The organism is Marinobacterium iners, from assembly GCF_017310015.1.
Classification (GTDB): domain Bacteria; phylum Pseudomonadota; class Gammaproteobacteria; order Pseudomonadales; family Balneatricaceae; genus Marinobacterium; species Marinobacterium iners.
Window position 1 is genome coordinate 2,017,464 of sequence record NZ_CP022297.1, and the last position, 24,513, is coordinate 2,041,976.

Below are 24,513 nucleotides of genomic sequence, written 5' to 3' on the forward strand. Positions count from 1 at the left end.
GCATGAAGAATGACTGATAAGATGTTGAAAATTAACCAAGTTGAGAAGCTGGTCAGCATCAGTGAGAGCACTGTTTACAAACTGGTCAAGCAAGGGCTTTTCCCGGAGCAGGTCCGAATCAGTACACGGTGCGTGCGCTGGCGCCTGTCCGAAGTTCAAGAGTGGATGCAGCTCGGACAAGACGCTTGGAAGAAGAAGCAGGAAAGCGATGAGCAATTGGCGGGTTAGTCTCCCCGCCTCACCAGCTCTTGCAGATACGCCGTCCACTGCTCCATGGCACGGCGCTTTTCTTTAAGATAATCGTATTTGTCGTAGTTCTTCTGAGCAGCAGAATCAATCTCATCATGCTGCTGGAGCATGTCCCGATACAGACGGTCAACGCCACATTTGCTCATCAGCGTTTTACAAGTGCGGCGCAAATCTCTGGGTGTGAACGGCTGAATATCGTCATACTCTTGGGTGTAAGTATGACAGCACTGGATCAAGCCATTGATCGAGGCCGGCTTATCATCGTGATCTCTGTGCGGCCATAGGAAACGGCCATCCCCACCCAGCAAGCGAACCTCCTTGTACAACTCAATCGCCAAGTCTGAGAGTGGTACAACATGGGTACCTCGCCGCTCAATTTTGATTCGCTCTGCAGGAATTTCAAACAACTTGTTCTTCAGATCCCATTCGGAATGCTCGGAGTGGTACAGCTCAATGACCCGCTGGCCGGCCAGGGCGATCTGCAACTTGAAATACAAGTGGTGCATGCGGTTGCGCATTTTGGTGCGCGGCAGGTTCCATAATGTTACCACCTCCTCCTCAGTCAGAGTCCGGTGCCTTGGCTGTGAGCCCTTGGGCACTGGCAAGGGAATATCCCGCATGACATTGGTAGTGACCCCGTAACGCACAGGTTCGCCAAACCGCTCTGGCGCGTTGTCCTGATCAATCGCATAGCGCATGCAGCTTTTCAAACGGCCATGTAAATTGTTCGCTTTATAGCGCGCATCGCGGTCAATAACACGCTTCAGCAGCGCACGGGCATGGTCCTGGGTGAAGTCACGGGCCAACAGGCCTGGGTCAATGAAGGGCTTGATATCGCTTTCGAACATCCAGCGCAGCTGATTCAATGACTGCACTTTAGTTTGCGGCTTGATGCTGGCGTAGAAGTCATCCCATAGCTCAAAAAAAGTGCGCAGCCCTTCTCGCTGCCTGCGCTCTTCCTCTTGCTGAATCGCTTCTTCCATCTCAAGCCGCTCCCGCTCCGCCTTGGGGCATATGCCTTGCTGGACTTGAGCTGATAATCGGATGAACTCCTGACGTGCATCTGCTAAGGTCATCGACCCGTAATTACCGATGCTCATTTGCTTACGGCGCTTGTTGTGAAAATACTGAATCAGGAACTGCTTGCGGCCACTGGTGTAAACCTTAACCTGAAACCGTCCGCCACCTCGCTCGGCGGATTCTTCGGTTATGATGTAAGGCTTATCCTGGGCTTTGAGAGACTTGATATAACGGTCGCTGAACTGTGCCATGAAAGTTGAACTCCATATTAGTCACAGTAAGAGTAGCAGTAACAGTGGCAGTTATGAACGCGAGGCAGGCACGGAAAGAAAACGTCTATAACGCCTTGGCACGGCAACAAAAGCCAATAACATATTGTTTTAAAACGCTTTATAGCGGAATCACAGAACTATGGAGAACACTATGAACGTCGAGAGCTTCAACTTCAACCACACAAAAGTCATTGCTCCTTATGTTCGTCTGGTCGGCGTTACCGAAGGCAAACAGGATCGAGTGCATAAATATGACATTCGATTCTGCCAGCCCAACCAGGCACACATGCCGATGCCATCACTGCATTCGCTGGAACACATGATTGCTGAGCTGATACGCAACCACTTGGATTGCGTGCTGGATTTCAGCCCCATGGGTTGCCAGACCGGTTTTTATCTTTCGGTCATGAACCACGATGATTACAGTGAAATTCTTGCAGTGCTGGCGCGCACCCTGCAGGACGTGCTGGATGCAACGGAAGTACCTGCCTGTAATGAACTGCAGTGTGGTTGGGCCGCAAGCCATGATCTGGAAGGGGCGAAGTCCATTGCCCGTGAAATGCTCAACCACCGCAATGAGTGGCCGCAGGTGTTTGCTGACGAAAACGATCCGGACAACTGGCTGTCCTGACCCTCTGGCCGGTCAGCTCAGAGTCACACTGCTGCTGACCGGGTACCCCTCCACCCAGCCAAGACGCTTGAACAGCCCCTCAACATCGTCGCCAACACCTGATTCAATTTTAACCTTTTGCCCTGTCACCGGATGCTCAAATTCTATCGCGACAGCCATCAGCAGCAAACGATGAGAATCCAGGTGCTCACGAAACAATCGATTGTGGCGCCCTTCCCCGTGCTTGGTATCACCGACGACGGGGTGCAGAATATGTTTCATGTGACGCCGGATCTGGTGCTTGCGTCCGGTTTTCGGTTTAACCTCAACCAGTGAATAGCGCGCCTCGGGGTAGCGCCCCACCGCAATCGGCAGGGATACTGTCGCCAGCCGCCGGTATTCCGACACTGCCTCTTTCGGCTCCTTGTCCGGGTTGGCCAGCGGATCCGCATATTTGTCATGAATGGGCTTGAGCGCATAGTCGATCACTCCGGCCTCTTCCGTCCAGCCCCTGACGACACACAGATAGGTCTTGTGAATGCTACGTTCGATGAACTGCTGCTGCAGATGCTGCCCTACGTCCTTTCGACGTGCGAACAGAATAACCCCCGAGGTTGCACGATCAAGACGATGCACCGTATGCACGGTTTCACCGGGGTAGCGCTGCTTCAACATGGAAACAAGGTTCGGTGTTCTCGCCGGCGCTATCCAGCTGGGATGCACCAGCAATCCGGCCGGCTTGTGAACAGCCACAAGGTATTCATCTTCATAAAGAACAACAAGCTCAGTTGAGTCGGTCACAGGCTACCCTTGGCATCAACGGCAGATAAAAACAAAGCGCAAAATTCTACCGGGAATCTTTTTGCAGTTAAACGGTCGAAACCTGCGTGAAACCCAATTAGAATCCGTTATCAGTACCGATGGACACCAACAAGAGGTTAATGATGGATAACGTTCGCACATTCGAAGGCCGCACTCAGCAGGCGGTACTGGAGACCAACAAGGTCATCCGTAACACCTATATGCTGCTGGCCATGACACTGGTATTCAGTGCCGTGACAGCGGGTATCTCCATGGCAATCAACCCTCCGTTCATGGTGTATCTCGGCAGTGTGATCCTGAGCTTCGTACTGCTGTTTGTCATTAACCGCAAGCAGAACTCGGCGGCTGCACTGCCCCTGACTTTCGCTTTCACCGGCCTGCTGGGCTTTGGCCTGGGGCCATTGCTTAACCACTATCTGGCATTGCCAAACGGTGGACAGGTCGTAATGACCGCCATGGGCATGACTGCCATCACCTTCCTGGGGCTGTCCGCCTATGTACTAAGCTCTCGCAAGGACTTCAGCTTCATGGGAGGGTTCCTGGCAGCAGGCTCAATCATCCTTATTGTAGCGATGCTGGCTCTATTCGTATTGCCACTGTTTGGTGTCGATATTTCCGGTATCAGCTTGGCATTCTCGGCTGCTGTCGTGCTGCTGATGGCCGGGTTCATCCTGTATGACACCAGCAACATCGTTAACGGCCGTTATACAAACTACATCATGGCTACAGTTGGCCTGTACCTGAGCATTTACAACCTGTTCGTACATCTGCTCAGCCTGGTCAGCGCTTTCAGCGACGACTGATCATCGACTGCCACCAGGCCCCGCATATCTGTTAAGATTGCGGGGCTTTTTTATGCTTGGTCTCCACAATGAAATTCACCCTTGTTATCCACTCAGCCCCCTACCAGTCCGCATCGGCCGATACCGCGCTGCGTTTTGCACGCGCATTGCTGGCAAGCGGGCATGAACTTTACCGGGTATTTTTCTACCGCGATGGGGTACATAACGCCAGCGCACTGGCATCTCCGCCCAGAGATGAGCAGTCCGTGCCGCTGGCATGGCAGTTACTGGCGCAGGAACATCAGTTGGATTTGGTCGTATGCATCGCAGCCGCTGTTCGCCGCGGTGTTCTCGATGAAAACGAGGCCAAACGATATGAAAAGCCCGCTGCCAATTTGGCACCCGGCTTTGAGTTGTCAGGCCTGGGACAATTAAGTGAGGCTCTGATCCAGTCAGACCGTGTTATCACGTTCGGAGGTCGAGGATGAGCAAGCCCGATGTATTGATCATCTGCCGGCGCGCACCCTATTCATCATCCGCCGCACGTGATGCCATTGATGTTGCACTCAGCTGCGCACTGTTTGAACTACCCGTGACACTTCTGTTGCTTGACGATGCGGTACTGCAGCTTTTGCCAGATCAACAAAGCGGTCGCATTGGCCAGAAAAGCCCCAACGCCATGCTGGGAGCACTGCCGATGTACGATATAGATCAAGTCTATACAAGCACCCAAAGTCTTGCTCTACATGGCCTGGAAGCCTCACGGCTTGATCCTGCCCCTGCCGTACTGGATCAGGACGAAATACGGGCTTTGATGGCACGACACTCTCGGGTTATAACGCTATGATTCTGCACACGCTGAACACCTCTCCTTCTGATCGCACTGCCTTCCAGACCTGTGCTGCCAGCCTGAGCGAAAACGACTCACTGTTACTGATTGAAGAAGCTGTTTACTGGCTGCTGCCACACTACAGGAACGAACTGACACGACTTCCCGCGCGCATTCTGGCACTTGAGCCTGATCTGCTTGCACGGGGTATCACCCCAGATGGAGTCAGCTGTGTGGACGATGCCGGATTTGTTGAACTGGCGGTAACTCATGATAGTGTCATAAACTGGTTTTGATATGACAATACTCAGTATTAACGGAAGCACCGTGGAGCTTGACGAAGAAGGCTATCTTTATGATGTCTCACAATGGACTCCTGAAGTTGCATCACATCTGGCTCAAGAACTGACAATTGAGCTGACGGATGCCCACTGGGAAATTTTGTATCTGTTGCGTGACTTTTATCGGCAGTACCAGCTATCCCCCGCCATGCGTCCTTTGGTCAAAGCTGTCAGCCAAAAACTCGGCAAGGACAAGGGGCGCAGTATCTACCTGATGCAACTGTTTCCAGGCAGCCCAGCCAAAATCGCAGCATTGCTGGCAGGTTTGCCCAAACCGGAAAACTGTCTCTGACCATGCTGCGTTTTGCCGCCAACCTCAGCCTGCTGTTTACCGAACTTCCGTTTCTGGAGCGCTTCGCGGCTGCCCGTGCCGCCGGCTTTTCATCTGTCGAAATCCAGTTTCCTTACGCTCTTGGACTGGAAGCTGTTGCCGATGCCTTGAGTCAACAGCAGCTAGAGCTGATACTGATCAATATTCCGGCCGGTGGCTGGGACAATGGCGATCGCAGCCTGTGCTGTGACCCAAGGCGCCAAAGTGAATTTGCGGATGGCCTGGCGCTTGCGCTGCAGTGGGCAAAGCGGCTGAGTGTGCCCAAGCTCAACTTCCTGGCTGGCATTACACCTTGCGGGCAAAACGAAGAACAGATTCAGCAGGCACTGGAATCAAACCTGCGACTGGCCGCTCAGCAGTGCCATAAGGCCAATGTTGAGCTGCTGATCGAAGCAATCAACACCGAAGATCTGCCGGGTTTCCGCTTGCACTACAGTACTCAGGTTGTAGACCTGATCAAACGCCTTGATCTGCCGAGTACCCGTTTGCAGTATGATGTGTATCACATGCAGATTATGGAAGGGAACCTGATCAACACTCTGAATCGCCTGAGTACACACATCGGACATATACAGATCGCGGACGTTCCAGGCCGTCATGAGCCCGGCAGCGGTGAAATTAACTTCTCTAACCTTTTCAAGGCTATTGAGGCTATGGGATACTCCGGCTATATAAGTCTTGAATACAACCCTTCAGGCCAAACAGAATCCAGCCTTGAATGGTTGCAACCTTGGATTACACAGGACAGAACAGCATGAGTCTAAACGCCGCGGCTGAACACCTGAAAACACTGCAGGCCGGACAACAGGCCGATTCCGAACGCTCACGCCGTGCCCAGCAGGAAGAGATTGTCTACCATCAGTGGGCAACCTTTCGGGTAGATGATGAACTCTATGGCATCGACGTAATGCAGGTTAAAGAAGTCCTGCGCTTCAGTGAGATTACTCCGGTACCCGGAGCCGACAAGGCGATACTGGGAATCATCAACCTGCGCGGTAATGTAGTGACCGTCATCGATACCCGCCGCATGTTTGGACTTCCGCTGGTACCTTATGATGACGACACACGCGTCATCGTGGTTGAGTTCAATGAACAGGAAGTGATCGGACTAGTGGTCGACAGTGTGGATGAGGTCATCAACCTACCACACAACGATGTGGATCGCGCCCCGAATGTTTCCAGCGATGACTCCACCAAGCGCTTTGTACAAGGCGTTTGCTACTACAACAACATCCTGATCATTCTGCTCGACTTGACCAAAATGCTGTTGAGCATCACCCCGCTGAGCGAAGAAGAGCTCAAGGCCCAACGCGGCTACTAAGCCAGCTCTAAGGGGGCTTAGGTCCCCTTAGAAACGCTCCTGTTGGCGCATTGGAATATGATGTTGCTGCACCCACTCAACAGCTGCTTCAATTTCTGACAGCAAACGTGCTTTGTCCCGCCCCAACGTGCCCTTCAACACCAGTGCATTGGATACATGATCACTGCGAAAGACCGTCTGCTTCAGCTCGGTCGCACTGATCAATAGCTGCATCTCACGAAATAGACCTTCCGCATCCAAAGGTTCAAAATCACCATCGTAGCCAGCACGCACACGCTGTTCGGCACCTCGCCGAAAAAACAGCACCAGAGTTGCCAGATATTCTGGCTGCGTCAAGTTGACCAGCCGAGCTGAAGCTTCAGCATGCTCATCGGAATACCGCCGACCTCCTGCCCCGTTAATCAGCATTACGGAGCGCTTTATGCCTGCCTTTTGCGCCTTGAGCAGAGCTTCAGCAGTACTCTCAAAGGTTTCCCCTTTGTCGAAGGCCGCCAGGACGTTGTCAGAGCCACTTTCAGCCCCCATATAGATGAGTGTCAGCCCGAGCTCACGCAACCGTTGCAGCTCTTCCACGCTCTTGCGCTTCAGGTTGACTGGCAAACAATACGCCGACACTCTTCGTACCTGTGGCAGATGCGTACGGATCGCTTCCAGAATGCTGCTCAGGCGCCTTACCGACAGTGCCATGGCATCACCATCTGCCAGAAATACACGTTGCACCCAGGGCATTACCTGACCACAACGTTCGATCTCGGCCAGAACGTCTGATTCAGGCTTGGGCCTGAAGCGCTTATGGTCGTCAATATACATGTCACAGAAGGTACAGCGATTCCAGCTGCAACCATTGCTGACCTGGAGAATCAGCGAATCAGCTTCGCTCGGAGGACGAAATACAGGCTCGATATAATCGACCGGAGGCTGGAAATAATGCATTTCAGGGCTGAGTACGCTTGAACAACTGATGGAAGTTGGCCGTAGTCTGCTCGGCAACCTGCTCGACTGAAATACCCTTAAGCTCGGCGACACATGCGGCAACATCTGCCACATAGGCCGGCTGATTCTGCTTGCCCCGGTGAGGTACCGGCGCCAGGTATGGGGAATCAGTTTCGATCAGCATCCGCTCCAGGGGCACCGCTTTCACTACGTCGCGCAGCTCGGCTGCATTACGGAAGCTGATGATGCCAGAAAACGAGATCATGTAACCGAGATCAAGTGCCGACTTCGCCATTTCCAGCGACTCGGTAAAGCAATGCAACACGCCGGCCGATTCCGAACTGCCATGCTCATGAATCAGGCGGATGGTATCTTCACGCGCGTCGCGGGTGTGAACAATCACGGGCAGATCCATCTCGGCCGCCAGCTGCAGGTGCCCGGCAAAGCTGGACTGCTGCTGTTCCAGTGTTTCTTTGGTGTAGTGATAGTCAAGACCAGTCTCGCCCAGTGCCACAATACGTGGATTCTGAGCCAACTCTGCCAGTAGCTCCCGATCAAACGGACTCTCTTCAACATGCAACGGATGAATGCCGGCAGAAAACCAGACATTGGGCTGACTTTGCGCCACAGAAACCATGCTGTCGAACCTGTTCAGGTCGACACACACGCAGAGCATTTGCCCAACCTGACGCTCGCGGGCCGCCGCCATTATGTTATCGAGGGAATTATCATGCCGTGACAGGTCCAGCATATCGAGGTGGCAATGTGAATCTATAAACATGTTAACTCTTGATCAAAGGGTGTTGGTACGTCGTCCCGACTCCATTGCACCGGCCAGATAAGTCTCGATTTTGCGTACCAGAGCAGCATCATCACCAGACAGCTGAATGCCGATGCCCGGTATTCGACCACCTTGGGCCGCCTTGGGCGTGACCCATATAACCTTACCGGTAACCGGTACCTTATCGGGTTCATCCATCAACATCAGCAACATGAACACTTCTTCCCCCAACTGATAGGTTCGGGTTGTCGGAATGAACAGGCCACCATTGGTGACGAATGGCATATACGCTTTATAAAGGCTGTCCTTATTATCGATGGACAGCGACAGGATACCGTGACTGATTCTTGGTATTACCGCCATGGATACAACGCTCCTCTGTTTAACGTGACAGCTCAGCCCACTGCAGCAACAGCCTTTCCAGCAATAGCTGCCGGTTCGGGTTCTGACGCAGCAAAAGACTGACGCGCTCTTCCTGAATTCTGTCTGCCAGTGCAAATACCTGCGCACTGGACGCTCGCTTGGCAATGGCCTGTAACATCCGCTTCATGTCAGCATTAACGGCAGGCTCCTGCAGATCAGCCAGCTGAATACGTACAATATCGCTCAACAGGCTATTGATCCAGTCCAGGCATTGTAGCAGGTCCGCCTTAAGCAGTTGTTGCGCCAGCTCACTGGCTGCCATACGTCCTCGCAACAGATCAGCCAATCCTGACATCAGTTTCTTGCGTTGCTCCAGCAGATCGCCTTCATACAGCGCCTGAGCCTTAAGGGGAGCGCCATGACACAGCCGCAGCAGCTGGGCTGCCCGATCCTGTTCCAGCTTAAGCTTCTGCTGCAACCAGAGCTCGCTCTGCTCAGCCGAAGGTGTGGCGAAATCGATTCGTTGACAGCGACTGCGAATGGTTGGCATCAACTGCCCGGGTTGATGGCATACCAGTAACAGCAGTGTATTGCGCCCCGGTTCCTCAAGAATTTTCAGCAGGGCGTTGGCCGAAGAGGTATTAAGCGACTCCGCCGGACTCATTATCACCACCCGGTAACCACCCTGCTGTGCAGTACTGTGCAGATGTTCGATCAACTCACGCACCTGATCCACCTTGATCGGCTTACCCTCCGCTTCCGGAGAAACGCGCACAAGATCGGGGTGATGGCCGGCTGCATGCAACTCACAACTGTGACAGTGACCGCAGGGAGCATCATTATTCGGCTGATGGCAAAGCAACAGGCTTGCCAATGTTTCTGCAAAGCCTTCCTTGCCAACACCTGCAGGACCTGACAGCAGCAAGGCATGCGGTAGACGGTCTGAGGCTCGCTGCTGCAGCAGACGCTGCCATTGTAGCTCACACCAGGGATAGAGTTGCTCAGCAGGCATCGATACTCTCCAGCCTTGCAAGCGCCTGACCGACAGCCTGTTGCACCTGCTCCAGCGGCGGGGCTGCATCAATCACGGCAAAGCGTTGCGGCTCGGCAGCCGCTCTCTGCAGATAAGAGTCACGTACTCGCTCAAAGAACACTTCCGCTTCGGCCTCGAAACGGTCCGGCATGCTGCGTGCACGTGCTCGTGCCATACCCTGACGGGCGGGTAGATCCAGCAGAATCGTGAGATCAGGTCTCAGCCCACCCTGCACAAGGGTTTCGAGCTGGGCTATGCGTGACTGATCCAGACCTCGCCCGCCCCCCTGATAAGCGTAAGTGGCATCGGTAAAACGATCACAGAGCACCCATGCACCCCGTTGCAGAGCAGGCCTGATACATTGTTCGATATGTTGCGCACGAGCTGCAAACATCAACAGCAGCTCAGCCAGTTCAGCGACCGGCTCATTGCGCGGAGCCAACAGCAGTTCACGGATCGATTCCGCCAACGGTGTTCCGCCCGGCTCTCGGGTACGCACGACATCCAGCCCTCGGCTCAAAAGCTGCTGATGGATGAATTCCAGGTTGGTGGTTTTGCCCACCCCTTCTATGCCTTCAACAGTGATAAAACGGCCTGTGCTCATCTGCGCTTAGTTCCCGGGTGATGAACGGTAATCCGCTCGCCGCTGCAATTGATACTCTCGCACGGCACGATTGTGTTCCTGCAGAGTGTTCGAAAACTGATGGGTTCCGTCACCCTTGGCAACAAAATACAGTGCCGAGCCCTCTTCAGGATTAAGTGCCGCACGTATCGCTTCACGACCGGCCAAGGCAATGGGGGTGGGTGGCAGCCCATCGATCACATAGGTATTCCAAGGCGTAGGACGTCGCAGATCAGCTCGTGTAATGCGACCTTCATAGCGCTCCCCCATGCCATAGATCACGGTTGGGTCAGTTTGCAGCCGCATGCCTCGCTCAAGGCGGCGCACAAACACACCTGCAATTTTGCCACGCTCGTCCGGCACACCGGTTTCCTTTTCGATGATAGAGGCCATGATCAGAGCCTCATAGGGTGACGCATAAGGCAGACCTTTTGTGCGTCCCTCCCAAGCCTGCTGCAGAAAGGCATTCAGATCCGCATGGGCACGCTCAAGCAACTGAAGGTCAGTCATACCCCTTTCAAAGTGGTAGGTTTCGGCCAGAAACAAACCTTCAATCGCCTCTTCATCACTGCCCAGATGAGCCAGCAGCTCCGCTTCAGTCATCTCTGCTGCACGCTGCTCAAGCACTTCACTGCTCGCCAGCGCCATCATCAGCTGACGGAAATTCATTCCTTCAATAAAGGTAAAACTGTAGTCGACCGTATCACCGGCCAACACCCGCTCCAGAAGCTGCCGCAAGCTCATACCTGGCTCGAGTCGATATTCACCGGCCCTGATCTGAGTAATCGATGGATTGAGCTTTGCCTCTATGCGCAGCCACAGAGGGTCATCAATCAAGCCCTCCTCAGCCAATTGTCGGGCAAAAGCACCAAACCAGGTGCCTCTTTCAACCATCAGAGAGCGTTCAGATTCCACTGCAAGCGGCTGATTCAGCTTCTGCTGCTGCAGCTTGTATCCGTAACCAAGAGCCAAGGCCCCAACGGTCACAATCAACACCAGCAGCAGTACAATTTTCTTCAGCATGAGATCATCCGTTGTTGCAGGGCTGCCTGCAGTTTTGCCGTAAATGGGCCTGGCGTATATCTGCGCTCTCCCAACCGGGTTATTGGCCAGATACCGATCAGGCTGTTACATATGAACAGCTCTTCGGCAGACTCAACCTCTGCAGGGGTATAGTACCCCTGTTCAGTTTCAAGCCCCAGATCAGCCGCCAGCTGCAACAGTTGATTGCGCACAACACCCTCGATTCCGGCCTGGTCCAGCAACGGTGTACAGAAACGGTGCTGCCTGATAAAGCACAGGTTGCTCATGGTACCTTCGACGACCCAGCCCTCGGTATCACACATAAGCCCTTCCCGTACCGCCGGATCGCTCCATTCATTACGCGCCAACACCTGCTCAAGCCGGTTCAGGTGCTTGATACCTGACAGCAGTGGCTGACGGGCCAGGCGCGTGCTGCACCAGCGTACCTGAACACCCCGCTCAGGCTGGTCCGGATACGTGGGCATTGGCGTTAACATCAGGATACGAAGCGGAGAAGCGGGATCAGGCGTCAAATAACCTCTGCCGCCACTACCACAGGAGAAGATCAGTTTGAGTACGGAGGGAGTCTCGGGAAGCGCCAAGTATTCAAGATCAGCTTCAAGCTGCCGCTCAAGGCCGGCAGCAGGTATACCAAGCCGCATACAGCCATTCATCAGTCGCTGCAGATGAGCCGGATAAAATACCGGCTTGCCATTGAGTACCAGCAACGTTTCAAAAAGGCCGTGACCGTAAGCGAGAGCACGATCGGTGACATCAATCTGTGTGGCCGGAAGGCCATTGACCAGCGTCTGCGCCTGCATGGAATATTGGGAGACCAAGACGCCTCCCGTCCTCTTAAAGCCGATTGAAGATCAAGGTGCCGTTGGTGCCACCAAAGCCGAACGAGTTCGACATGGCTGCATCAATACGACAGCTCTGAGCTTCATGCGGAACGTAGTTCAGATCGCATCCTTCGGATGGATTGTCCAGATTGATCGTGGGCGGTGCAACCTGATCACGCAGAGCCAGAACACAAAACGCCGCCTCGACAGCACCCGCCGCGCCCAACAGATGACCGATCATCGATTTGGTGGAGCTCATGCGTACCTGTTCTGCCGCACTGCCCAGTACACGTTTTGCGGCATTGGACTCAGCGATATCACCAGCCGGAGTGGAGGTGCCATGAGCGTTGATATAGTGAATCATATCCGGACTGATGGCTGCATCATTGATCGCATTCTGCATCGCCAGAGCCGCACCTGCCCCATCCTCCGGCGGAGCCGTCATATGGAATGCATCATCACTCATGCCAAAGCCTGACAGCTCACAGTAGATATTTGCGCCACGCGCCTTGGCATGTTCATACTCTTCCAATACCAGAACACCGGCACCATCACCAAGCACAAAGCCGTCACGATCACGATCCCACGGACGACTGGCTGCCTGAGGAGCATCATTACGGGTCGACAGAGCACGAGCAGCCGAGAAGCCGGCCAGCCCCAACGGGGTTGTGGCCATTTCGGCACCACCGGCCACCATCACATCAGCATCACCATACTGGATCATGCGCATGGCATGACCAATGTTATGGGTACCTGTGGTACAGGCAGTAGTGATCGCAATATTAGGCCCACGGAAGCCATGTTTGATCGCCACATTGCCTGAAATCATATTGATGATACTGCCCGGCACAAAAAACGGCGATACCCGGCGGGGACCGCTGCCGTTAAGAATATCATGGGTTTTCTCGATCATCGGTAAGCCACCGATGCCGGAGCCAATGGCACAACCAATACGGTGAGAATTGGCGTCACTGGCTTCAATACCGGAATCGTCGATGGCCTGGGCTGCAGCGACCATTCCGTACTGAATAAACAGATCCATCTTGCGCCCCTCTTTGGGGCTCATGTAAGGCTCAAGATCAAAATTCTTGACCGATGCAGAAAAGCGAGTTGCGAATTGGGAAGCGTCAAAAAAATCGATGGGTGCCACACCGCTTTTACCGGCCAGGATATTGCTCCAGGTGTCCTTAACGGCACTGCCTACGGGTGTCAGCAGACCGATACCGGTCACAACAACTTTTCTGCGAGACATCCTACTCCTCCAGCCAAAGAAGGCCTGTACAAAAGAAAAGCCGCACTATATTCGCATATAGATGCGGCTTTTCGGCTAATTCGGTCGGGATTGATTACTGATGAGCGTTGATGTAATCGATCGCCAGCTGAACAGTCGTGATCTTTTCAGCTTCTTCATCAGGAATTTCAGTCTCGAATTCCTCTTCCAGCGCCATTACCAGCTCAACAGTATCCAGGGAGTCGGCACCCAGATCTTCAACGAAGGAAGCAGAGTTAACAACTTCTTCTTCTTTAACGCCCAGCTGTTCAGCGATGATCTTCTTTACGCGCTCTTCAATGTTACTCATATCTCTTCCTATTTTCTTCTCAACACCATCACATCGCAGGATGCGACATGGAATTTTAGAAAACCCATTACGCTCTGGCAACAAGCGTGACGGTCTGAATTTTATTTACCGTCAGCTGACGGCCAATTATCAACAAATCGGCGGAAAAAACAAATTTTTGTGATGTCCGCCTTTGTCCCTGATCAGGACATGTACATTCCGCCATTCACGTGAATGGTATCACCGGTGACATAGGCTCCGCCATCACCCGCAAGGAAGCCCACAACAGCGGCCACTTCTTCAGGCTGCCCAAGGCGGCTCATCGGAATCTGTGACTGCAGGTTCTGTTTGTGCTCATCAGCCAGGCCTGCCGTCATATCGGTGTCAATGAACCCCGGAGCGACGCAATTGACCGCAATATTGCGAGAACCAACCTCACGGGCCAGCGCACGCGTAAAGCCCTCCATGCCCGACTTGGCGGCCGCATAGTTGGCCTGCCCGGCATTACCCATGGACGCAACCACTGAGCTGACGCTGACAATGCGTCCCCAGCGCGCCTTGGTCATGCCACGCAGGCAACCTTTAACCAGACGATAGACAGACGTCAAATTGGTATTCAGAACCGAATCCCACTCATCGTCTTTCATTCGCATGAGAATATTGTCGCGCGTAATGCCAGCATTGTTCACCAGAATCTCGATGGTGCCAAAGTCGGCCTGAATCTGCTTCAGCACAGAATCAACTGATGCGGCGTCCGCCACATCCAGCACCATGCCACAACCCTTGTTGCCCACCTCAGTCAGATAGGCACTGATTGCATCCGCCCCCTTCTCACTGGTTGCGGTACCAATCACCACCGCGCCCTGTGACGCCAAGTTGATTGCTATCGCCTTGCCAATACCCCGGGTTGCGCCCGTCACCAGCGCCACTTTTCCTTCAATACTCATTCTGCCTTCCCAATCATCTGAATACTCAGCCCAGCGCCTTTTCCAGGCCTGCCGGATCACTGATCGACATCCCCACAAGAGCACGATCAATCTTCTTGTTCAAGCCCGTCAAAACCTTGCCGGGGCCGCACTCTATGAGTGTTTCAACGCCATCGGCGGCCATTTTCTGCACCGAGGCTGTCCACAGCACCGGACTGTAGAGCTGCTGCAACAGGTTATTTTTAAGGCTATCAAGATCACCAGGCACGTCAGCACTGACATTCTGCACCACAGGAATATGTGGCATCTGCAACTCAATCGCACTCATCGCTTGTGCCATCTGATCTGCCGCAGGGCGCATGAGCGCACAGTGAGAAGGTACGCTGACAGGCAACGGAATGGCCCGTTTGGCCCCGGCAGCCTTGCATGCTTCAATAGCTCGCTCAACAGCCGCTTTTTCGCCGGCAATGACAACCTGCCCCGGGCAATTGTAGTTCACGGGAGATACCACGGCACCCTCTGCAGCCGATTCACAGGCTGCTGCTATGGCGTCGTCATCCAGCCCCAGAATAGCAGCCATGGCACCGGTACCAGCCGGCACCGCCTGCTGCATATACTCCCCGCGCAGCTTGACCAGGCGAACACCATCCGCAAGACTCATGGCTCCGGCACATACCAGCGCTGTGTACTCACCCAGACTATGACCTGCCATGACAGTCGGATTAGCACCACCACGCTGCTGCCACAGGCGCCATAGAGCAACACCTGCGGTTAACAGTGCAGGTTGCGTGTTCTCGGTACTGTTAAGCGCTTCCTCCGGGCCATTCTGGGTTATATCCCACAGATCAAAACCCAGCGCCTGCGAGGCCTCTGCGAAGGTTTCCTGAATAACCGGATGATCCGCAGCCAGCTCAGACAACATACCCAGCTGCTGAGACCCCTGACCGGGAAAAACGAAAGCAAGCGATTGAGACATGGCTTCCCCATTTCTGCACACGAGTGACTTCGCCCTTCAACGCTGCTGCTGAAGGACGCTCAAAGGGGGTAAGTGTACAACATTCGGGCGTAATTAGAACGTTTTGGCACTACCGTCACGGCTTTGCAGATCGAGCTCAAGCTGCTCACTGATACGCTCCGGCACATTCATTTGTGCCTCTGAGACCGCCTGATCAAGCGCGTAGCCAAAACAGCTGCGATTGGCACCACCGTGACTCTTGACCACAATCCCCTGCAGCCCAAGCAAGCTTGCACCATTACGGCGACCGGGATCCAGCTGAGCCTGCAACTCCTGCAACACAGGCCGAGCCAACAATGCCAACAGACGACGATAGAGATTAAGACCAAAACTGCGCCTCAGCTTGCGACTGATCAATCTTGCCAGCCCCTCGCTGCTCTTGAGCGCAATATTGCCAACAAAACCGTCACACACCACCAAATCCGCTCGACCTGAAAAAACCCCATCACCTTCAACAAAGCCAACATAGTTGAGTTGCTTTTGCTCTGCCAGCAGGCGCGAGGCCAGCCTCACCTGCTCATTACCCTTGATCTCTTCAGCACCAATATTGAGCAGCCCAACACGTGGACGGTCGATATTTTCCACCGCCCTGACCATAACAGATCCCATGATGGCAAACTGCAGCAGGTGGCTGGCGGTACAATCAACATTGGCACCAAGATCTAACATATAGCAGTGACCATTCACGGTCGGAACAGCCGAAGTGATGGCCGGTCGATCAATCCCCGGCAAGGTCTGCAAAATGCCGCGCCCCAGCACCATCAGCGCCCCTGTATTTCCGGCACTGACACAGGCATGGGCACGACCATCAGCAACGGCCTGCAGAGCAAGGTACATGGAAGAATCCTTGCGACGACGCAGCGCAAGTGCGGGCTTTTCATCCATGGCAACAACAGAATCGGCATGAACGACAGCAAGACGATCTAATTCAATGGAAGTGCAGTGTGACAAAAGAGGGGCTATCTGCTCCTGCCTGCCAACCAGAAGAATCCGGAGGGAGGGATGACGCCGCAAGGCATCAATGGCAGCAGGAACGGTAACGCGGGGACCGAAGTCCCCGCCCATTGCATCAACCGCGATGCAATATCCAGCCGTCAAGCTTACTCGTCGCCCTGGGCGATGACCTGACGACCACGGTAAAAGCCGTCAGCGCTGACGTGGTGACGACGGTGTACTTCACCGGTAGTTGCGTCTACAGCCAGAGTCGGGCCGCTCAGTGCATCGTGTGAGCGACGCATATCGCGCTTTGAACGAGACTTTTTGTTCTGCTGTACTGCCATGGTATATAGCTCCTGGTTTAACTCTTATCGGCCTTTTCTTTAAGCTGGGCCAATACACTGAAAGGGTTTGGTTTTTCTTCCTGCGTCCGGGCCGTCTCTGCGTCACCGAACGAGGTCTGAATACTGCAATCATCGTGAAAAGGCACGAGCGGCAGGCTCAGCATCAACTCATCCTCGATGATGGGCAGCAGTTCAATCTCGTCCGTCTCCATGATCAAAGGATCATAGCAACGGGGCAGATTCTGTGCCTGCTCGTCTGTCAGTGTCACGGCAAGATTGAGCGATGCATCAATCTCGACACTGACGGGCTCAAGGCAACGCTGACAAGTCATACGGACCTTGCCATGCGCTTCGCCACTGATAACCCGCAAGCGCTGTTCATCCTTGGCAAACCGGATCTGGACCTCAACGGTACCTTCACTATCCACAAGACAGGAAGCCAATCGGGGCATATCAGCTATATTGGCTGTGCCTCTGAATTCGGCCTCCCGCTCTGCCAGTTTGCGAGGGTCAACTTTCTTCGGTAATGGACCGTACGACATAAGCGCGCAATTCTATGGTCAGAACCCCGTCCTGTCAAAGAAAATAGGGGTTTCAGAGATTAATTTTAGGGTTAACATGGACACGACAGGTTTTATTTCGCAGCCGTGTAAGGATATCCCATGTTGCCCAACCTTGTTCTAGCTTCCAGCTCCCCCTGGCGTCGCCAGGTACTCGACAAGCTTGGCCTGCCCTACCGCACCAAGCACCCCGATATTGATGAAACCCCAATACCAACAGAAGCGCCTGCAGATCTGGTCGCTCGCCTGGCACTGGAAAAAGCCAAGGCGGTAGCTCCCACCTTCAAGGACGCACTGATCATCGGCTCCGATCAGGTTGCAGTACTGGATGATCAGATCATCGGCAAGCCCGGCACTCACGAGCGTGCCCGACAGCAACTAAAAGATGCATCAGGTCGCACATTGACCTTTTTAACCGGCCTTTGCCTGCTGAATACCGCCACCGGGCAGCATCAACTGGCGGTCATACCCTATCATGTGCATTTTCGCCCGCTCAGCGATCAACTGATCGAGGGATATCTGCAGCATGAGCAGCCTTATAACTGTGCCGGCAGCTTCAAGTCGGAAGCTGCCGGCATTGTACTCTTTGAGCGCCTCGAAGGGGATGACCCCAATGCTCTGATTGGACTGCCATTGATTGAGCTGGTCCGAATGCTTGAGCAGGAAGGGATCAACCTCTTCCAGATTTCAGCGTAGCACTTGCTCAGAACTCAGTCCGAGCTCCAGCGACAACTGCTTGGCGACCCCAATACCCAGCCGCTCGATAATACGATCCAGCGGCTGAGGCCGAGCGGTATAATCAACCAACTTCTCGACCCCGACGACTTCACGTGCCACCATGGAAGTACTGCCAAGTCCGTCAATCAAGCCCAGATCAAGCGCTTGCTCTCCCGTCCAAATCAACCCCGAAAACAATTCATCGCCACCCTTCAACCGATCACCACGCCCATTCTTCACCTCGCGGATAAACTGCTGATGTGTGGTTTCCAGTACCGTTTGCCAAAACTCACGATCCTCATCCTTGAGAGGACTGAAAGGATCGAGGAACGCCTTGTTCTCACCGGCGGTCAATGTGCGACGCTCAACACCGATCTTCTCAATCAGGTCTACAAAGCCGAAGCTGGATGAGATCACACCAATTGAACCGACCAGGCTTGCCTTGTCAGCATATATCTCATCGGCCGCAGCGGCCATGTAATAGGCGCCTGATGCACCAATATCCGTGATTACCGCGTAAAGTTTTTTCTGTGGATACAGCTCACGCAGGCGCTTGATCTCGTCATAGACATATCCGGACTGCACCGGACTGCCACCGGGGCTGTTGATCCGCATCACCACAGCATGACTGCGGTCCGCTTTGAAAGCATTACGCAGCGCGGTAATGATGGCATCAGCACTGGCTTCTTCTCCATCCATGATTGGCCCCGACACCTCAACCACGGCGGTATGTGCCTGAGGCACCACATCCTCCGCATTGAAGTTACTGCCTGACCAGAACAGCCACAACAGCGCAAACAGATATGAAAATGTAAGCAGCTTGAAGAAAATACCCCAGCGGCGCGCACGCCTATGTTCTACATTCAGACTGTTAACGACTTTTTCAATCAGGCGCCACTCACGCTGTGTACTCGGGCGATCCACTTCCCTTGCATCCGTTGGTGTTTTTGATGATTCCGTATCCTGTGACCGGCCCACTTCTTCCGATTCACCCCAATGATTATCGCTCACATTAATCCCTCAACTGATAAGTTTGTTGCGCTCACCATCAAGCCACTGCTCCAATTCAGGGAAGTGGTGCACTTCCCTGACTGGCTTGAGCACTTTGAGGCGGTCAATATGATGAGCACCATAGCTGACCGCAACCGTATCGATTCCGGCACGGCTGCCCATCTCAAGATCGTATTCCGTATCACCGATCATCAATGCTTCGTGCCGCTCCACACCCGTCTGCTCAAGAATCTCGTGCAGCATGTGCGGATCTGGCTTGGACGTGGTTTCATCCGCGCAGCGCGACAACTCAAACAACCAGCCCAAGCCTGTTTCGGCAAGCACGTGTTCAAGCCCGCGACGGCTTTTGCCGGTTGCAACCGCTAGCCGATATCCCTTGCGGTGAAGGCTTTCAAGCGTATGCTGCACTCCGGGAAACAGCGCAGTCGGTGTTTCATCCACACCCAGATAATAGTGGGCATATTGCCGGGTCATAGGCTCAATAACCTCATCACCCGAGGCCGGAAACAGTATTCTGAGCGCCTCAGGCAAACCCAGTCCGATGATATCGCGCGATGCCTCTTCCGTCGGCAGTGGCAGCTCAAGATCTCGTGCCGCAGCACGAATGCTGGAGACGATGCGTCCGGTCGAGTCGATTATGGTACCGTCCCAGTCAAAAATCAGCAGCTTATACAAGCCAAACTCCTTAAAAATCACACTACAGTGTGCCCTTCCATGCCTCAGTTTTCCTGCCGTGTTGGCCAGATCAGCAATTCACCCACATCCACATGTTCGGGCTGCGACAGGGCATACATAATACCGTTGGCGATATCCTCGGGCTTAAGCATGGCCGAGTCGTTACCGTACATGTTGCTTTTGACGATGCCACGAATCTTGTCATGACCAATGCTGTCTGGCAGTTCGGTGTCAACCGAGCCCGGCTGTATATCGGTTACACGCACACCAAAGCGGATCGACTCCTTTCGCAGGGTCTCGGAAATAGCTCTGACCGCATGCTTGGTGCCGGCATAAACACCTGCACTGGGGTAGGTCGTACGCGCAGCAATCGAACTGACATTGACAATATGACCCCGCTTGCGTTCCGCCATCCCTGAATACACGGCATTGATCGCATAAAGTACGCCCTTGATGTTCACATCGATCATGCGTTCCCACTCATCAACACGACCGTTAATGATCGGACTGATCGGCATGGTGCCGGCGTTGTTGATCAGGATATCGATACCGCCGCCCTCAGCCAGACGCAGGCCAAGCGACTCCATGGCAGCGCGGTCGGATACGTCGACCGGTTCTACACGTACCTGGGCGCCCTGTTGGCTCAACTCCTGCGCCAGCGACTGCAGGCGATCAGCGCGGCGGGCCGAGAGCACCACCTCAGCACCCTCGACCGCCAAAGCACGCGCTACCGCTTGACCAATACCCGAGCTCGCACCGGTTACCCAGGCACGCTTTCCTTTGAAAGTCATTCGCTTACCCATTTAAATTAAACGTATTTCAATATCAGTAACAAAACCTATTTTGACCCATGCCTCAGGACACGTCCACAGCCTCTTCTCAACGAAAAAACCGCTGACGCAAGCGACAGCGGTTTTTTGGTGGATCAAATCAGCCGATCAACGATGCTTGAATTCAGGCTTGCGCTTTTCAGCAAAGGCATTCATGCCTTCTGAGCAGTCTTCAAAAGCAAAGGTGGACTGGAAGGCATGGCGCTCATGACGGAGTCCATCCGCCAAATGAGCATCCACAGCCATATTGACGGCCTGCTTGATCATAGCCACGGCCGGAGCCGAGTTGGATGCGATCTTGCGCGCCGTCTTGAAGGCGGCCTCAAGCAACTCCTCCGCCGGTACGATACGCGACACCAAACCACTGCGTTCGGCTTCTTCAGCATCCATCATGCGACCGGTGAGACACATCTCCATCGCCTTGGCTTTGCCCACCGCCTTGGTCAGTCGCTGAGTACCACCGGCACCAGGCATGGTGCCGATGCCGATCTCGGGCTGGCCAAACTTGGCGGTTTCAGCGGCAATGATGAAGTCACAGGCCATGGCCATTTCGCAGCCACCGCCGAGTGCAAAACCTGCCACGGCCGCGATCACCGGCTTGCGCGCTTCATCAATGGCGCGCCAGCCGTCACGCTTCACGTAGGGAAAGTTCAGCGCATACAGGGAGGCGAAGTTGTGCTCTTTCATCTCCTTGATATCGGCACCAGCCGCAAACACCTGCTCACCACCGGTCAGCATGATGCAGCGGACATTGTCATCCGCTTCCAGAGCATCAATCGCTTGCCCCAGCTCAGAGGTCAATTGCAGGTTCAGCGCGTTCAACGCCTTTGGGCGGTTCAGCGTGACGATACCGACACCATCACGCACCTCCACCAGAACTGTTTCAAATTCCATGATCATACCTTTTACTTCGGATGACGACGGCTCTGCACGAAGCGGAAGCGGTTGGACACAAACGCGTAGTCTGTCAGGCTAGCATTGGCAGCCGGGTTGCCACCAGTCGCATGGAAGTCACTGAATGCCGCACTCTGGTTGACGAATACGCCGCCGGTCAGGTTGACACTCAGTGCCACACAGGCATCCAGCGCCGCTTCTTCAATCTTCTCAAGCTGAGCATCATCACTACTGTAGCAGCCCATGGTGATGGCGCCATGCTTCTTCACGATGTCACGTGCCAACTCAATGCTGTGGTCACGGCTGTCACTGCGCACGATAAAGCTGATCGGACCAAACAGCTCCTGCCCCCAGACATCTTCCTTGGCGGCATCGATAGTCATGATCAGCGGGCTGCGTACACGCGCATTCTCGAATTGCGGATGTGTCAGACGCTCGGAGTCGCGCACCACTGTACCCAATGACTTGCTGTCATCAATACGTTTGTCAGTGGCTTCGGACTGAATGGCGCCCAGCACCATGGCGGCACGGTCAGGATCAGACAGGAACTTGGTTACGCCGGTTGCAAGCGCTTCAGCCACTTCATCAAAGCTTTTGTGACCAAGATCGGTATCGATACCGTCTTTCGGCACAAAAATGTCCTGAGTGGTAGTACACATCTGACCGGAATACAGGCTCAGAGTGAACGCCAGGTTACGCACCATGCCTTTGAAGTCATCGGTAGAGTCGATGACGATAGTGTTGGCACCGGCCTTCTCGGTATATACCTGTGCCTGCGGGCAGTTCTGTTCCAACCAGTCACCAAACGCGGTGTTGCCGGTAAAGTCGATCAGCTTCACTTCCGGACGCTGAGCCAGGGTCATGGTTTCCGGCTTGGCAGCATCGGCATCAACAAACAGAGACACGATATGCGGTGGCAGTCCCTGCTCTTTCAGCACTTCCTGCGCAACCTTAACGCTGATCGCCGCCGGTAGTACAGCAGCCGGATGTGCCTTGACCACTACCGGGTTACCGGTCACGAGAGACGCAAACAGGCCCGGGTATGTATTCCAGGTCGGGAAAGTGGAGCAACCGATCACCAGCGCAACACCACGGCCACAGACAGTGAACTTCTTCTCCATTACCAGCGGGTCATGTTTGCCCTGCGGCTTGGTCCAGGTCGCCTGAGTCGGCACGCTGGCCATGGTTTCATAACCATAGGCAACGGCCTCAAGGCCGCGGTCCTGGGCGTGCGGGCCACCGGCCTGGAACGCCATCATGAAACCTTGACCTGATGTATGCATCACCGCATGGGCGATCTCGAAGCTGCGCTTGTTCAGACGATCCAGAATCTCAAGACAGATACCGGTACGCCCTTCAACACCTGCGTCACGCCAAGCTTTCCGCGCTTCTTCCATCGCCGGCAGCAGCTTGTCCATATCCACGGTCGGGTACTGAATGTTCATCTCGATGCCGTAAGGGGACACTTCGGCACCGGTGCGACCGCTGATACCCGGCATATCCAGCTCGAACGGCTGGTTCAGATGGGCCTTGAACGCCGCCTCTCCGTCTTCAGCAGCGGTTTCACCGTAGGCGCGAGGGCTCGGATTTTCAGACCAGGGGCTGAAGTAATCGCGGCTATGAATCGCTTTCAGTGCGCCATCCAAAGTCGCTTTATGCTTGGCAAAAAGATTGTCGCTCATCAGGGTCTCCCATTGTGCTGAACGCCGGATCTGTTACGGCGCAAGCTTATTCTGGTTATGTATTCTGCATACGTTGACAGCATTGCTGCACGCAAAGATCAGAAGCATTACTGCAGGTGATAGCAGCATCTGCGCGCGATCGTGACTATAGTAGTCGTTATGATCCAACACGATACAACAAAGATTGTGATACGAAAAGAACAATATAAGTGCTAAATATTGTATCTCTTTTCAATTTTAGGTTAACCTTGCGCCAACTGTCGGGCCGCTTTGCCGGATTACTACAACTTATATATGTGCAAGCTGCAGGCCCCATGATTGTTGCCAATACGGCGGACGCATCCACAAGCTTAGCCGCTTTACCGGATGCGTAAAATAACAAAACACAGATGACGGTAATTCTATGCAACACGAGTATCAGGACATCCTTGTTTCTGAGGTCGTTGATGGTGTTCTGACCATCACCCTCAACCGTCCGGAAGCCTACAACGCGCTGCGTACCCAGCTGCTCAGCGAGCTGGCGGACGTACTCCAGCAGTGCAGTGACAATGACAGTGTCCGCGCTGTTGTCATCACTGGCAACGAAAAGGTCTTTGCCGCCGGGGCTGACATCAAGGAAATGGCGGCACTTGACGCTGTGGGCGTACTTAACGATCCGCGCGTTCAGCACTGGCGTCGTATTGCCCAATTCCCCAAGCCCCTGATCGCCGCCGTAAACGGTTTTGCACTGGGTGGCGGCTGCGAACTGGTGATGCATGCCGACATCGTGATTGCCGGTGACAATGCCCAGTTTGGCCAGCCGGAAATCAATCTTGGTATTATTCCCGGCGCCGGGGGTACACAGCGCCTGATTCGCACCGTCGGCAAATCGATGGCGATGCAGCTGGTGCTGTCCGGCGAATTCATTTCTGCCCAGCAGGCTCGGGACTTCGGATTGATCAGCGAAGTTACCATTCCGGAGCGTTCACTGGAGCGTGCAACTGAACTGGCGCGCAAGATCGCAACCAAGCCGCCCATTGCCGTACGCCAGGCCAAGGAAGTTTTGCTCAAGGCATACGATACCACTTTGGACAGCGGCCTGAGCCTTGAGCGCAAGGCGTTCACCCTGCTCGCCGCCACTGAAGACCGCAATGAAGGCATCGCTGCGTTCATGGAAAAACGTAAACCGAACTTCACAGGAAAATAACCGC

The 24,513-nt window shown here is 54.2% G+C and carries 32 protein-coding genes; 11 read left to right on the top strand and 21 right to left on the bottom strand.

Going from position 1 to position 24,513, the window contains the following annotated elements; all coding sequences use genetic code 11:
- Positions 1 to 9: 9 nt before the first annotated feature.
- Positions 10 to 228 carry a helix-turn-helix transcriptional regulator gene (locus tag CFI10_RS09650; RefSeq protein WP_206841762.1) on the top strand — a complete coding sequence of 73 codons (219 nt, stop codon included), beginning with the start codon at positions 10 to 12 and terminating at the stop codon, positions 226 to 228.
- On the opposite strand, the gene CFI10_RS09655 is transcribed toward CFI10_RS09650, so the two are convergent.
- Entirely contained in the window at positions 225 to 1,520 is a 1,296-nt protein-coding gene (locus CFI10_RS09655) for a tyrosine-type recombinase/integrase (RefSeq protein WP_206841764.1), read from the bottom strand. The two genes, CFI10_RS09650 and CFI10_RS09655, sit on opposite strands and share 4 nt — an antisense overlap.
- Before the next feature lie 172 nt (positions 1,521 to 1,692).
- Between CFI10_RS09655 and CFI10_RS09660 the strand changes: the two genes are divergently transcribed.
- Positions 1,693 to 2,172 (top strand): S-ribosylhomocysteine lyase, encoded by a 480-nt coding sequence (locus CFI10_RS09660; protein ID WP_091824044.1) that lies wholly within the window; start codon positions 1,693 to 1,695, stop codon positions 2,170 to 2,172.
- A 12-nt stretch (positions 2,173 to 2,184) separates the two neighbouring features.
- Here the strand turns inward: CFI10_RS09660 and CFI10_RS09665 are convergent, their stop codons facing one another.
- The gene (locus CFI10_RS09665; protein ID WP_206841768.1) at positions 2,185 to 2,952 is read right to left on the bottom strand and encodes a pseudouridine synthase; all 768 of its coding nucleotides are present in this window, start codon (positions 2,950 to 2,952) and stop codon (positions 2,185 to 2,187) included.
- A 143-nt stretch (positions 2,953 to 3,095) separates the two neighbouring features.
- Here CFI10_RS09665 and CFI10_RS09670 point away from each other — a divergent pair, with 143 nt between their 5' ends.
- The 7 genes from CFI10_RS09670 to CFI10_RS09700 all read left to right on the top strand — a co-directional run bounded on the left by CFI10_RS09670 (position 3,096) and on the right by CFI10_RS09700 (position 6,577).
- Positions 3,096 to 3,776: a Bax inhibitor-1/YccA family protein gene (locus tag CFI10_RS09670; RefSeq protein ID WP_206842065.1), complete on the top strand. Its 681-nt coding sequence runs from the start codon at positions 3,096 to 3,098 to the stop codon at positions 3,774 to 3,776.
- A 68-nt stretch (positions 3,777 to 3,844) separates the two neighbouring features.
- The gene (gene tusD, locus CFI10_RS09675) at positions 3,845 to 4,243 is read left to right on the top strand and encodes a sulfurtransferase complex subunit TusD (protein ID WP_206841771.1); all 399 of its coding nucleotides are present in this window, start codon (positions 3,845 to 3,847) and stop codon (positions 4,241 to 4,243) included.
- The gene (gene tusC / locus CFI10_RS09680) at positions 4,240 to 4,602 is read left to right on the top strand and encodes a sulfurtransferase complex subunit TusC (RefSeq protein WP_091824032.1); all 363 of its coding nucleotides are present in this window, start codon (positions 4,240 to 4,242) and stop codon (positions 4,600 to 4,602) included. The genes tusD and tusC overlap by 4 nt, the downstream gene beginning before the upstream one ends.
- The gene (gene tusB, locus CFI10_RS09685) at positions 4,599 to 4,880 is read left to right on the top strand and encodes a sulfurtransferase complex subunit TusB (protein ID WP_091824030.1); all 282 of its coding nucleotides are present in this window, start codon (positions 4,599 to 4,601) and stop codon (positions 4,878 to 4,880) included. Before tusC ends, tusB begins: the two co-directional genes overlap by 4 nt.
- A gap of 1 nt (position 4,881) precedes the next feature.
- Positions 4,882 to 5,217: a TusE/DsrC/DsvC family sulfur relay protein gene (locus tag CFI10_RS09690; RefSeq protein WP_206841773.1), complete on the top strand. Its 336-nt coding sequence runs from the start codon at positions 4,882 to 4,884 to the stop codon at positions 5,215 to 5,217.
- A gap of 2 nt (positions 5,218 to 5,219) precedes the next feature.
- Entirely contained in the window at positions 5,220 to 6,014 is a 795-nt protein-coding gene (locus tag CFI10_RS09695; protein ID WP_206841775.1) for a hydroxypyruvate isomerase family protein, read from the top strand.
- Entirely contained in the window at positions 6,011 to 6,577 is a 567-nt protein-coding gene (locus CFI10_RS09700; RefSeq protein ID WP_206841778.1) for a chemotaxis protein CheW, read from the top strand. The genes CFI10_RS09695 and CFI10_RS09700 overlap by 4 nt, the downstream gene beginning before the upstream one ends.
- Positions 6,578 to 6,604: 27 nt before the next feature.
- On the opposite strand, the gene CFI10_RS09705 is transcribed toward CFI10_RS09700, so the two are convergent.
- The 14 genes from CFI10_RS09705 to CFI10_RS09770 form a co-directional block, all read right to left on the bottom strand.
- Entirely contained in the window at positions 6,605 to 7,510 is a 906-nt protein-coding gene (locus tag CFI10_RS09705; RefSeq protein WP_206841781.1) for a radical SAM protein, read from the bottom strand.
- 1 nt (position 7,511) lies between these two features.
- Complete coding sequence (locus CFI10_RS09710; RefSeq protein ID WP_206841783.1) at positions 7,512 to 8,291, bottom strand: TatD family hydrolase; 780 nt, start codon at positions 8,289 to 8,291, stop codon at positions 7,512 to 7,514.
- Positions 8,292 to 8,303: 12 nt separating this feature from the next.
- The gene (locus CFI10_RS09715; RefSeq protein WP_091824011.1) at positions 8,304 to 8,654 is read right to left on the bottom strand and encodes a PilZ domain-containing protein; all 351 of its coding nucleotides are present in this window, start codon (positions 8,652 to 8,654) and stop codon (positions 8,304 to 8,306) included.
- A 19-nt stretch (positions 8,655 to 8,673) separates the two neighbouring features.
- Complete coding sequence (locus CFI10_RS09720) at positions 8,674 to 9,666, bottom strand: DNA polymerase III subunit delta' (RefSeq protein WP_206841785.1); 993 nt, start codon at positions 9,664 to 9,666, stop codon at positions 8,674 to 8,676.
- Positions 9,656 to 10,291, bottom strand: a complete 636-nt coding sequence (gene tmk / locus CFI10_RS09725; protein WP_206834231.1) for a dTMP kinase — start codon at positions 10,289 to 10,291, stop codon at positions 9,656 to 9,658. Before tmk ends, CFI10_RS09720 begins: the two co-directional genes overlap by 11 nt.
- Before the next feature lie 6 nt (positions 10,292 to 10,297).
- Entirely contained in the window at positions 10,298 to 11,332 is a 1,035-nt protein-coding gene (gene mltG, locus CFI10_RS09730) for an endolytic transglycosylase MltG (protein ID WP_206834233.1), read from the bottom strand.
- Positions 11,326 to 12,171, bottom strand: a complete 846-nt coding sequence (gene pabC / locus CFI10_RS09735) for an aminodeoxychorismate lyase (protein WP_206834234.1) — start codon at positions 12,169 to 12,171, stop codon at positions 11,326 to 11,328. The genes mltG and pabC overlap by 7 nt, the downstream gene beginning before the upstream one ends.
- Before the next feature lie 16 nt (positions 12,172 to 12,187).
- Entirely contained in the window at positions 12,188 to 13,426 is a 1,239-nt protein-coding gene (fabF, locus tag CFI10_RS09740; protein WP_206834235.1) for a beta-ketoacyl-ACP synthase II, read from the bottom strand.
- Between the two features lie 94 nt (positions 13,427 to 13,520).
- Positions 13,521 to 13,754 (bottom strand): acyl carrier protein, encoded by a 234-nt coding sequence (gene acpP, locus CFI10_RS09745; protein ID WP_010323864.1) that lies wholly within the window; start codon positions 13,752 to 13,754, stop codon positions 13,521 to 13,523.
- A gap of 182 nt (positions 13,755 to 13,936) precedes the next feature.
- Complete coding sequence (gene fabG, locus CFI10_RS09750) at positions 13,937 to 14,680, bottom strand: 3-oxoacyl-ACP reductase FabG (protein WP_206834236.1); 744 nt, start codon at positions 14,678 to 14,680, stop codon at positions 13,937 to 13,939.
- A gap of 25 nt (positions 14,681 to 14,705) precedes the next feature.
- On the bottom strand, positions 14,706 to 15,635 hold the full coding sequence (gene fabD / locus CFI10_RS09755; protein WP_206834237.1) for an ACP S-malonyltransferase: 930 nt from the start codon (positions 15,633 to 15,635) through the stop codon (positions 14,706 to 14,708).
- 93 nt (positions 15,636 to 15,728) lie between these two features.
- Positions 15,729 to 16,772 carry a phosphate acyltransferase PlsX gene (gene plsX, locus CFI10_RS09760; protein ID WP_206834238.1) on the bottom strand — a complete coding sequence of 348 codons (1,044 nt, stop codon included), beginning with the start codon at positions 16,770 to 16,772 and terminating at the stop codon, positions 15,729 to 15,731.
- A 2-nt stretch (positions 16,773 to 16,774) separates the two neighbouring features.
- Positions 16,775 to 16,954, bottom strand: coding sequence for a 50S ribosomal protein L32 (rpmF, locus tag CFI10_RS09765; RefSeq protein WP_091823987.1), 180 nt, complete (start codon positions 16,952 to 16,954; stop codon positions 16,775 to 16,777).
- Between the two features lie 17 nt (positions 16,955 to 16,971).
- Positions 16,972 to 17,406: a YceD family protein gene (locus tag CFI10_RS09770; RefSeq protein ID WP_242529945.1), complete on the bottom strand. Its 435-nt coding sequence runs from the start codon at positions 17,404 to 17,406 to the stop codon at positions 16,972 to 16,974.
- A gap of 210 nt (positions 17,407 to 17,616) precedes the next feature.
- Here CFI10_RS09770 and CFI10_RS09775 point away from each other — a divergent pair, with 210 nt between their 5' ends.
- Positions 17,617 to 18,210: a Maf family protein gene (locus CFI10_RS09775; RefSeq protein WP_091823981.1), complete on the top strand. Its 594-nt coding sequence runs from the start codon at positions 17,617 to 17,619 to the stop codon at positions 18,208 to 18,210.
- Here CFI10_RS09775 and CFI10_RS09780 read toward each other — a convergent pair.
- The 5 genes from CFI10_RS09780 to paaN all read right to left on the bottom strand — a co-directional run bounded on the left by CFI10_RS09780 (position 18,202) and on the right by paaN (position 23,323).
- Positions 18,202 to 19,242, bottom strand: a complete 1,041-nt coding sequence (locus CFI10_RS09780) for a S49 family peptidase (RefSeq protein WP_425270394.1) — start codon at positions 19,240 to 19,242, stop codon at positions 18,202 to 18,204. The two genes, CFI10_RS09775 and CFI10_RS09780, sit on opposite strands and share 9 nt — an antisense overlap.
- Positions 19,243 to 19,251: 9 nt before the next feature.
- Complete coding sequence (locus tag CFI10_RS09785; protein ID WP_091823979.1) at positions 19,252 to 19,917, bottom strand: HAD-IA family hydrolase; 666 nt, start codon at positions 19,915 to 19,917, stop codon at positions 19,252 to 19,254.
- Positions 19,918 to 19,961: 44 nt separating this feature from the next.
- Positions 19,962 to 20,708, bottom strand: coding sequence for an SDR family oxidoreductase (locus tag CFI10_RS09790; protein ID WP_206834240.1), 747 nt, complete (start codon positions 20,706 to 20,708; stop codon positions 19,962 to 19,964).
- Between the two features lie 147 nt (positions 20,709 to 20,855).
- Positions 20,856 to 21,641: an enoyl-CoA hydratase-related protein gene (locus CFI10_RS09795; RefSeq protein WP_206834243.1), complete on the bottom strand. Its 786-nt coding sequence runs from the start codon at positions 21,639 to 21,641 to the stop codon at positions 20,856 to 20,858.
- 11 nt (positions 21,642 to 21,652) lie between these two features.
- Entirely contained in the window at positions 21,653 to 23,323 is a 1,671-nt protein-coding gene (gene paaN / locus CFI10_RS09800; protein ID WP_206834244.1) for a phenylacetic acid degradation protein PaaN, read from the bottom strand.
- Positions 23,324 to 23,726: 403 nt separating this feature from the next.
- Between paaN and paaF the strand changes: the two genes are divergently transcribed.
- On the top strand, positions 23,727 to 24,509 hold the full coding sequence (gene paaF / locus CFI10_RS09805; protein WP_206834245.1) for a 2,3-dehydroadipyl-CoA hydratase PaaF: 783 nt from the start codon (positions 23,727 to 23,729) through the stop codon (positions 24,507 to 24,509).
- The last annotated feature ends 4 nt before the right edge of the window (positions 24,510 to 24,513 follow it).

Bases quoted from the DNA above. Each gene is read 5' to 3' on its own strand.
- mltG (WP_206834233.1), bottom strand. From the start codon at position 11,332: ATGCTGAAGAAAATTGTACTGCTGCTGGTGTTGATTGTGACCGTTGGG.
- CFI10_RS09775 (WP_091823981.1), top strand. From the start codon at position 17,617: ATGTTGCCCAACCTTGTTCTAGCTTCCAGCTCCCCCTGGCGTCGCCAG.
- CFI10_RS09660 (WP_091824044.1), top strand. From the start codon at position 1,693: ATGAACGTCGAGAGCTTCAACTTCAACCACACAAAAGTCATTGCTCCT.
- CFI10_RS09710 (WP_206841783.1), bottom strand. From the start codon at position 8,291: ATGTTTATAGATTCACATTGCCACCTCGATATGCTGGACCTGTCACGG.
- CFI10_RS09670 (WP_206842065.1), top strand. From the start codon at position 3,096: ATGGATAACGTTCGCACATTCGAAGGCCGCACTCAGCAGGCGGTACTG.
- CFI10_RS09720 (WP_206841785.1), bottom strand. From the start codon at position 9,666: ATGCCTGCTGAGCAACTCTATCCCTGGTGTGAGCTACAATGGCAGCGT.
- tusD (WP_206841771.1), top strand. From the start codon at position 3,845: ATGAAATTCACCCTTGTTATCCACTCAGCCCCCTACCAGTCCGCATCG.
- CFI10_RS09700 (WP_206841778.1), top strand. From the start codon at position 6,011: ATGAGTCTAAACGCCGCGGCTGAACACCTGAAAACACTGCAGGCCGGA.
- CFI10_RS09655 (WP_206841764.1), bottom strand. From the start codon at position 1,520: ATGGCACAGTTCAGCGACCGTTATATCAAGTCTCTCAAAGCCCAGGAT.
- acpP (WP_010323864.1), bottom strand. From the start codon at position 13,754: ATGAGTAACATTGAAGAGCGCGTAAAGAAGATCATCGCTGAACAGCTG.
- CFI10_RS09695 (WP_206841775.1), top strand. From the start codon at position 5,220: ATGCTGCGTTTTGCCGCCAACCTCAGCCTGCTGTTTACCGAACTTCCG.
- fabF (WP_206834235.1), bottom strand. From the start codon at position 13,426: ATGTCTCGCAGAAAAGTTGTTGTGACCGGTATCGGTCTGCTGACACCC.
- CFI10_RS09705 (WP_206841781.1), bottom strand. From the start codon at position 7,510: ATGCATTATTTCCAGCCTCCGGTCGATTATATCGAGCCTGTATTTCGT.
- CFI10_RS09795 (WP_206834243.1), bottom strand. From the start codon at position 21,641: ATGGAATTTGAAACAGTTCTGGTGGAGGTGCGTGATGGTGTCGGTATC.
- paaN (WP_206834244.1), bottom strand. From the start codon at position 23,323: ATGAGCGACAATCTTTTTGCCAAGCATAAAGCGACTTTGGATGGCGCA.
- tusC (WP_091824032.1), top strand. From the start codon at position 4,240: ATGAGCAAGCCCGATGTATTGATCATCTGCCGGCGCGCACCCTATTCA.
- fabG (WP_206834236.1), bottom strand. From the start codon at position 14,680: ATGAGTATTGAAGGAAAAGTGGCGCTGGTGACGGGCGCAACCCGGGGT.
- CFI10_RS09770 (WP_242529945.1), bottom strand. From the start codon at position 17,406: ATGCCCCGATTGGCTTCCTGTCTTGTGGATAGTGAAGGTACCGTTGAG.
- CFI10_RS09650 (WP_206841762.1), top strand. From the start codon at position 10: ATGACTGATAAGATGTTGAAAATTAACCAAGTTGAGAAGCTGGTCAGC.
- CFI10_RS09715 (WP_091824011.1), bottom strand. From the start codon at position 8,654: ATGGCGGTAATACCAAGAATCAGTCACGGTATCCTGTCGCTGTCCATC.
- rpmF (WP_091823987.1), bottom strand. From the start codon at position 16,954: ATGGCAGTACAGCAGAACAAAAAGTCTCGTTCAAAGCGCGATATGCGT.
- paaF (WP_206834245.1), top strand. From the start codon at position 23,727: ATGCAACACGAGTATCAGGACATCCTTGTTTCTGAGGTCGTTGATGGT.
- tmk (WP_206834231.1), bottom strand. From the start codon at position 10,291: ATGAGCACAGGCCGTTTTATCACTGTTGAAGGCATAGAAGGGGTGGGC.
- CFI10_RS09790 (WP_206834240.1), bottom strand. From the start codon at position 20,708: ATGACTTTCAAAGGAAAGCGTGCCTGGGTAACCGGTGCGAGCTCGGGT.
- CFI10_RS09690 (WP_206841773.1), top strand. From the start codon at position 4,882: ATGACAATACTCAGTATTAACGGAAGCACCGTGGAGCTTGACGAAGAA.
- tusB (WP_091824030.1), top strand. From the start codon at position 4,599: ATGATTCTGCACACGCTGAACACCTCTCCTTCTGATCGCACTGCCTTC.
- fabD (WP_206834237.1), bottom strand. From the start codon at position 15,635: ATGTCTCAATCGCTTGCTTTCGTTTTTCCCGGTCAGGGGTCTCAGCAG.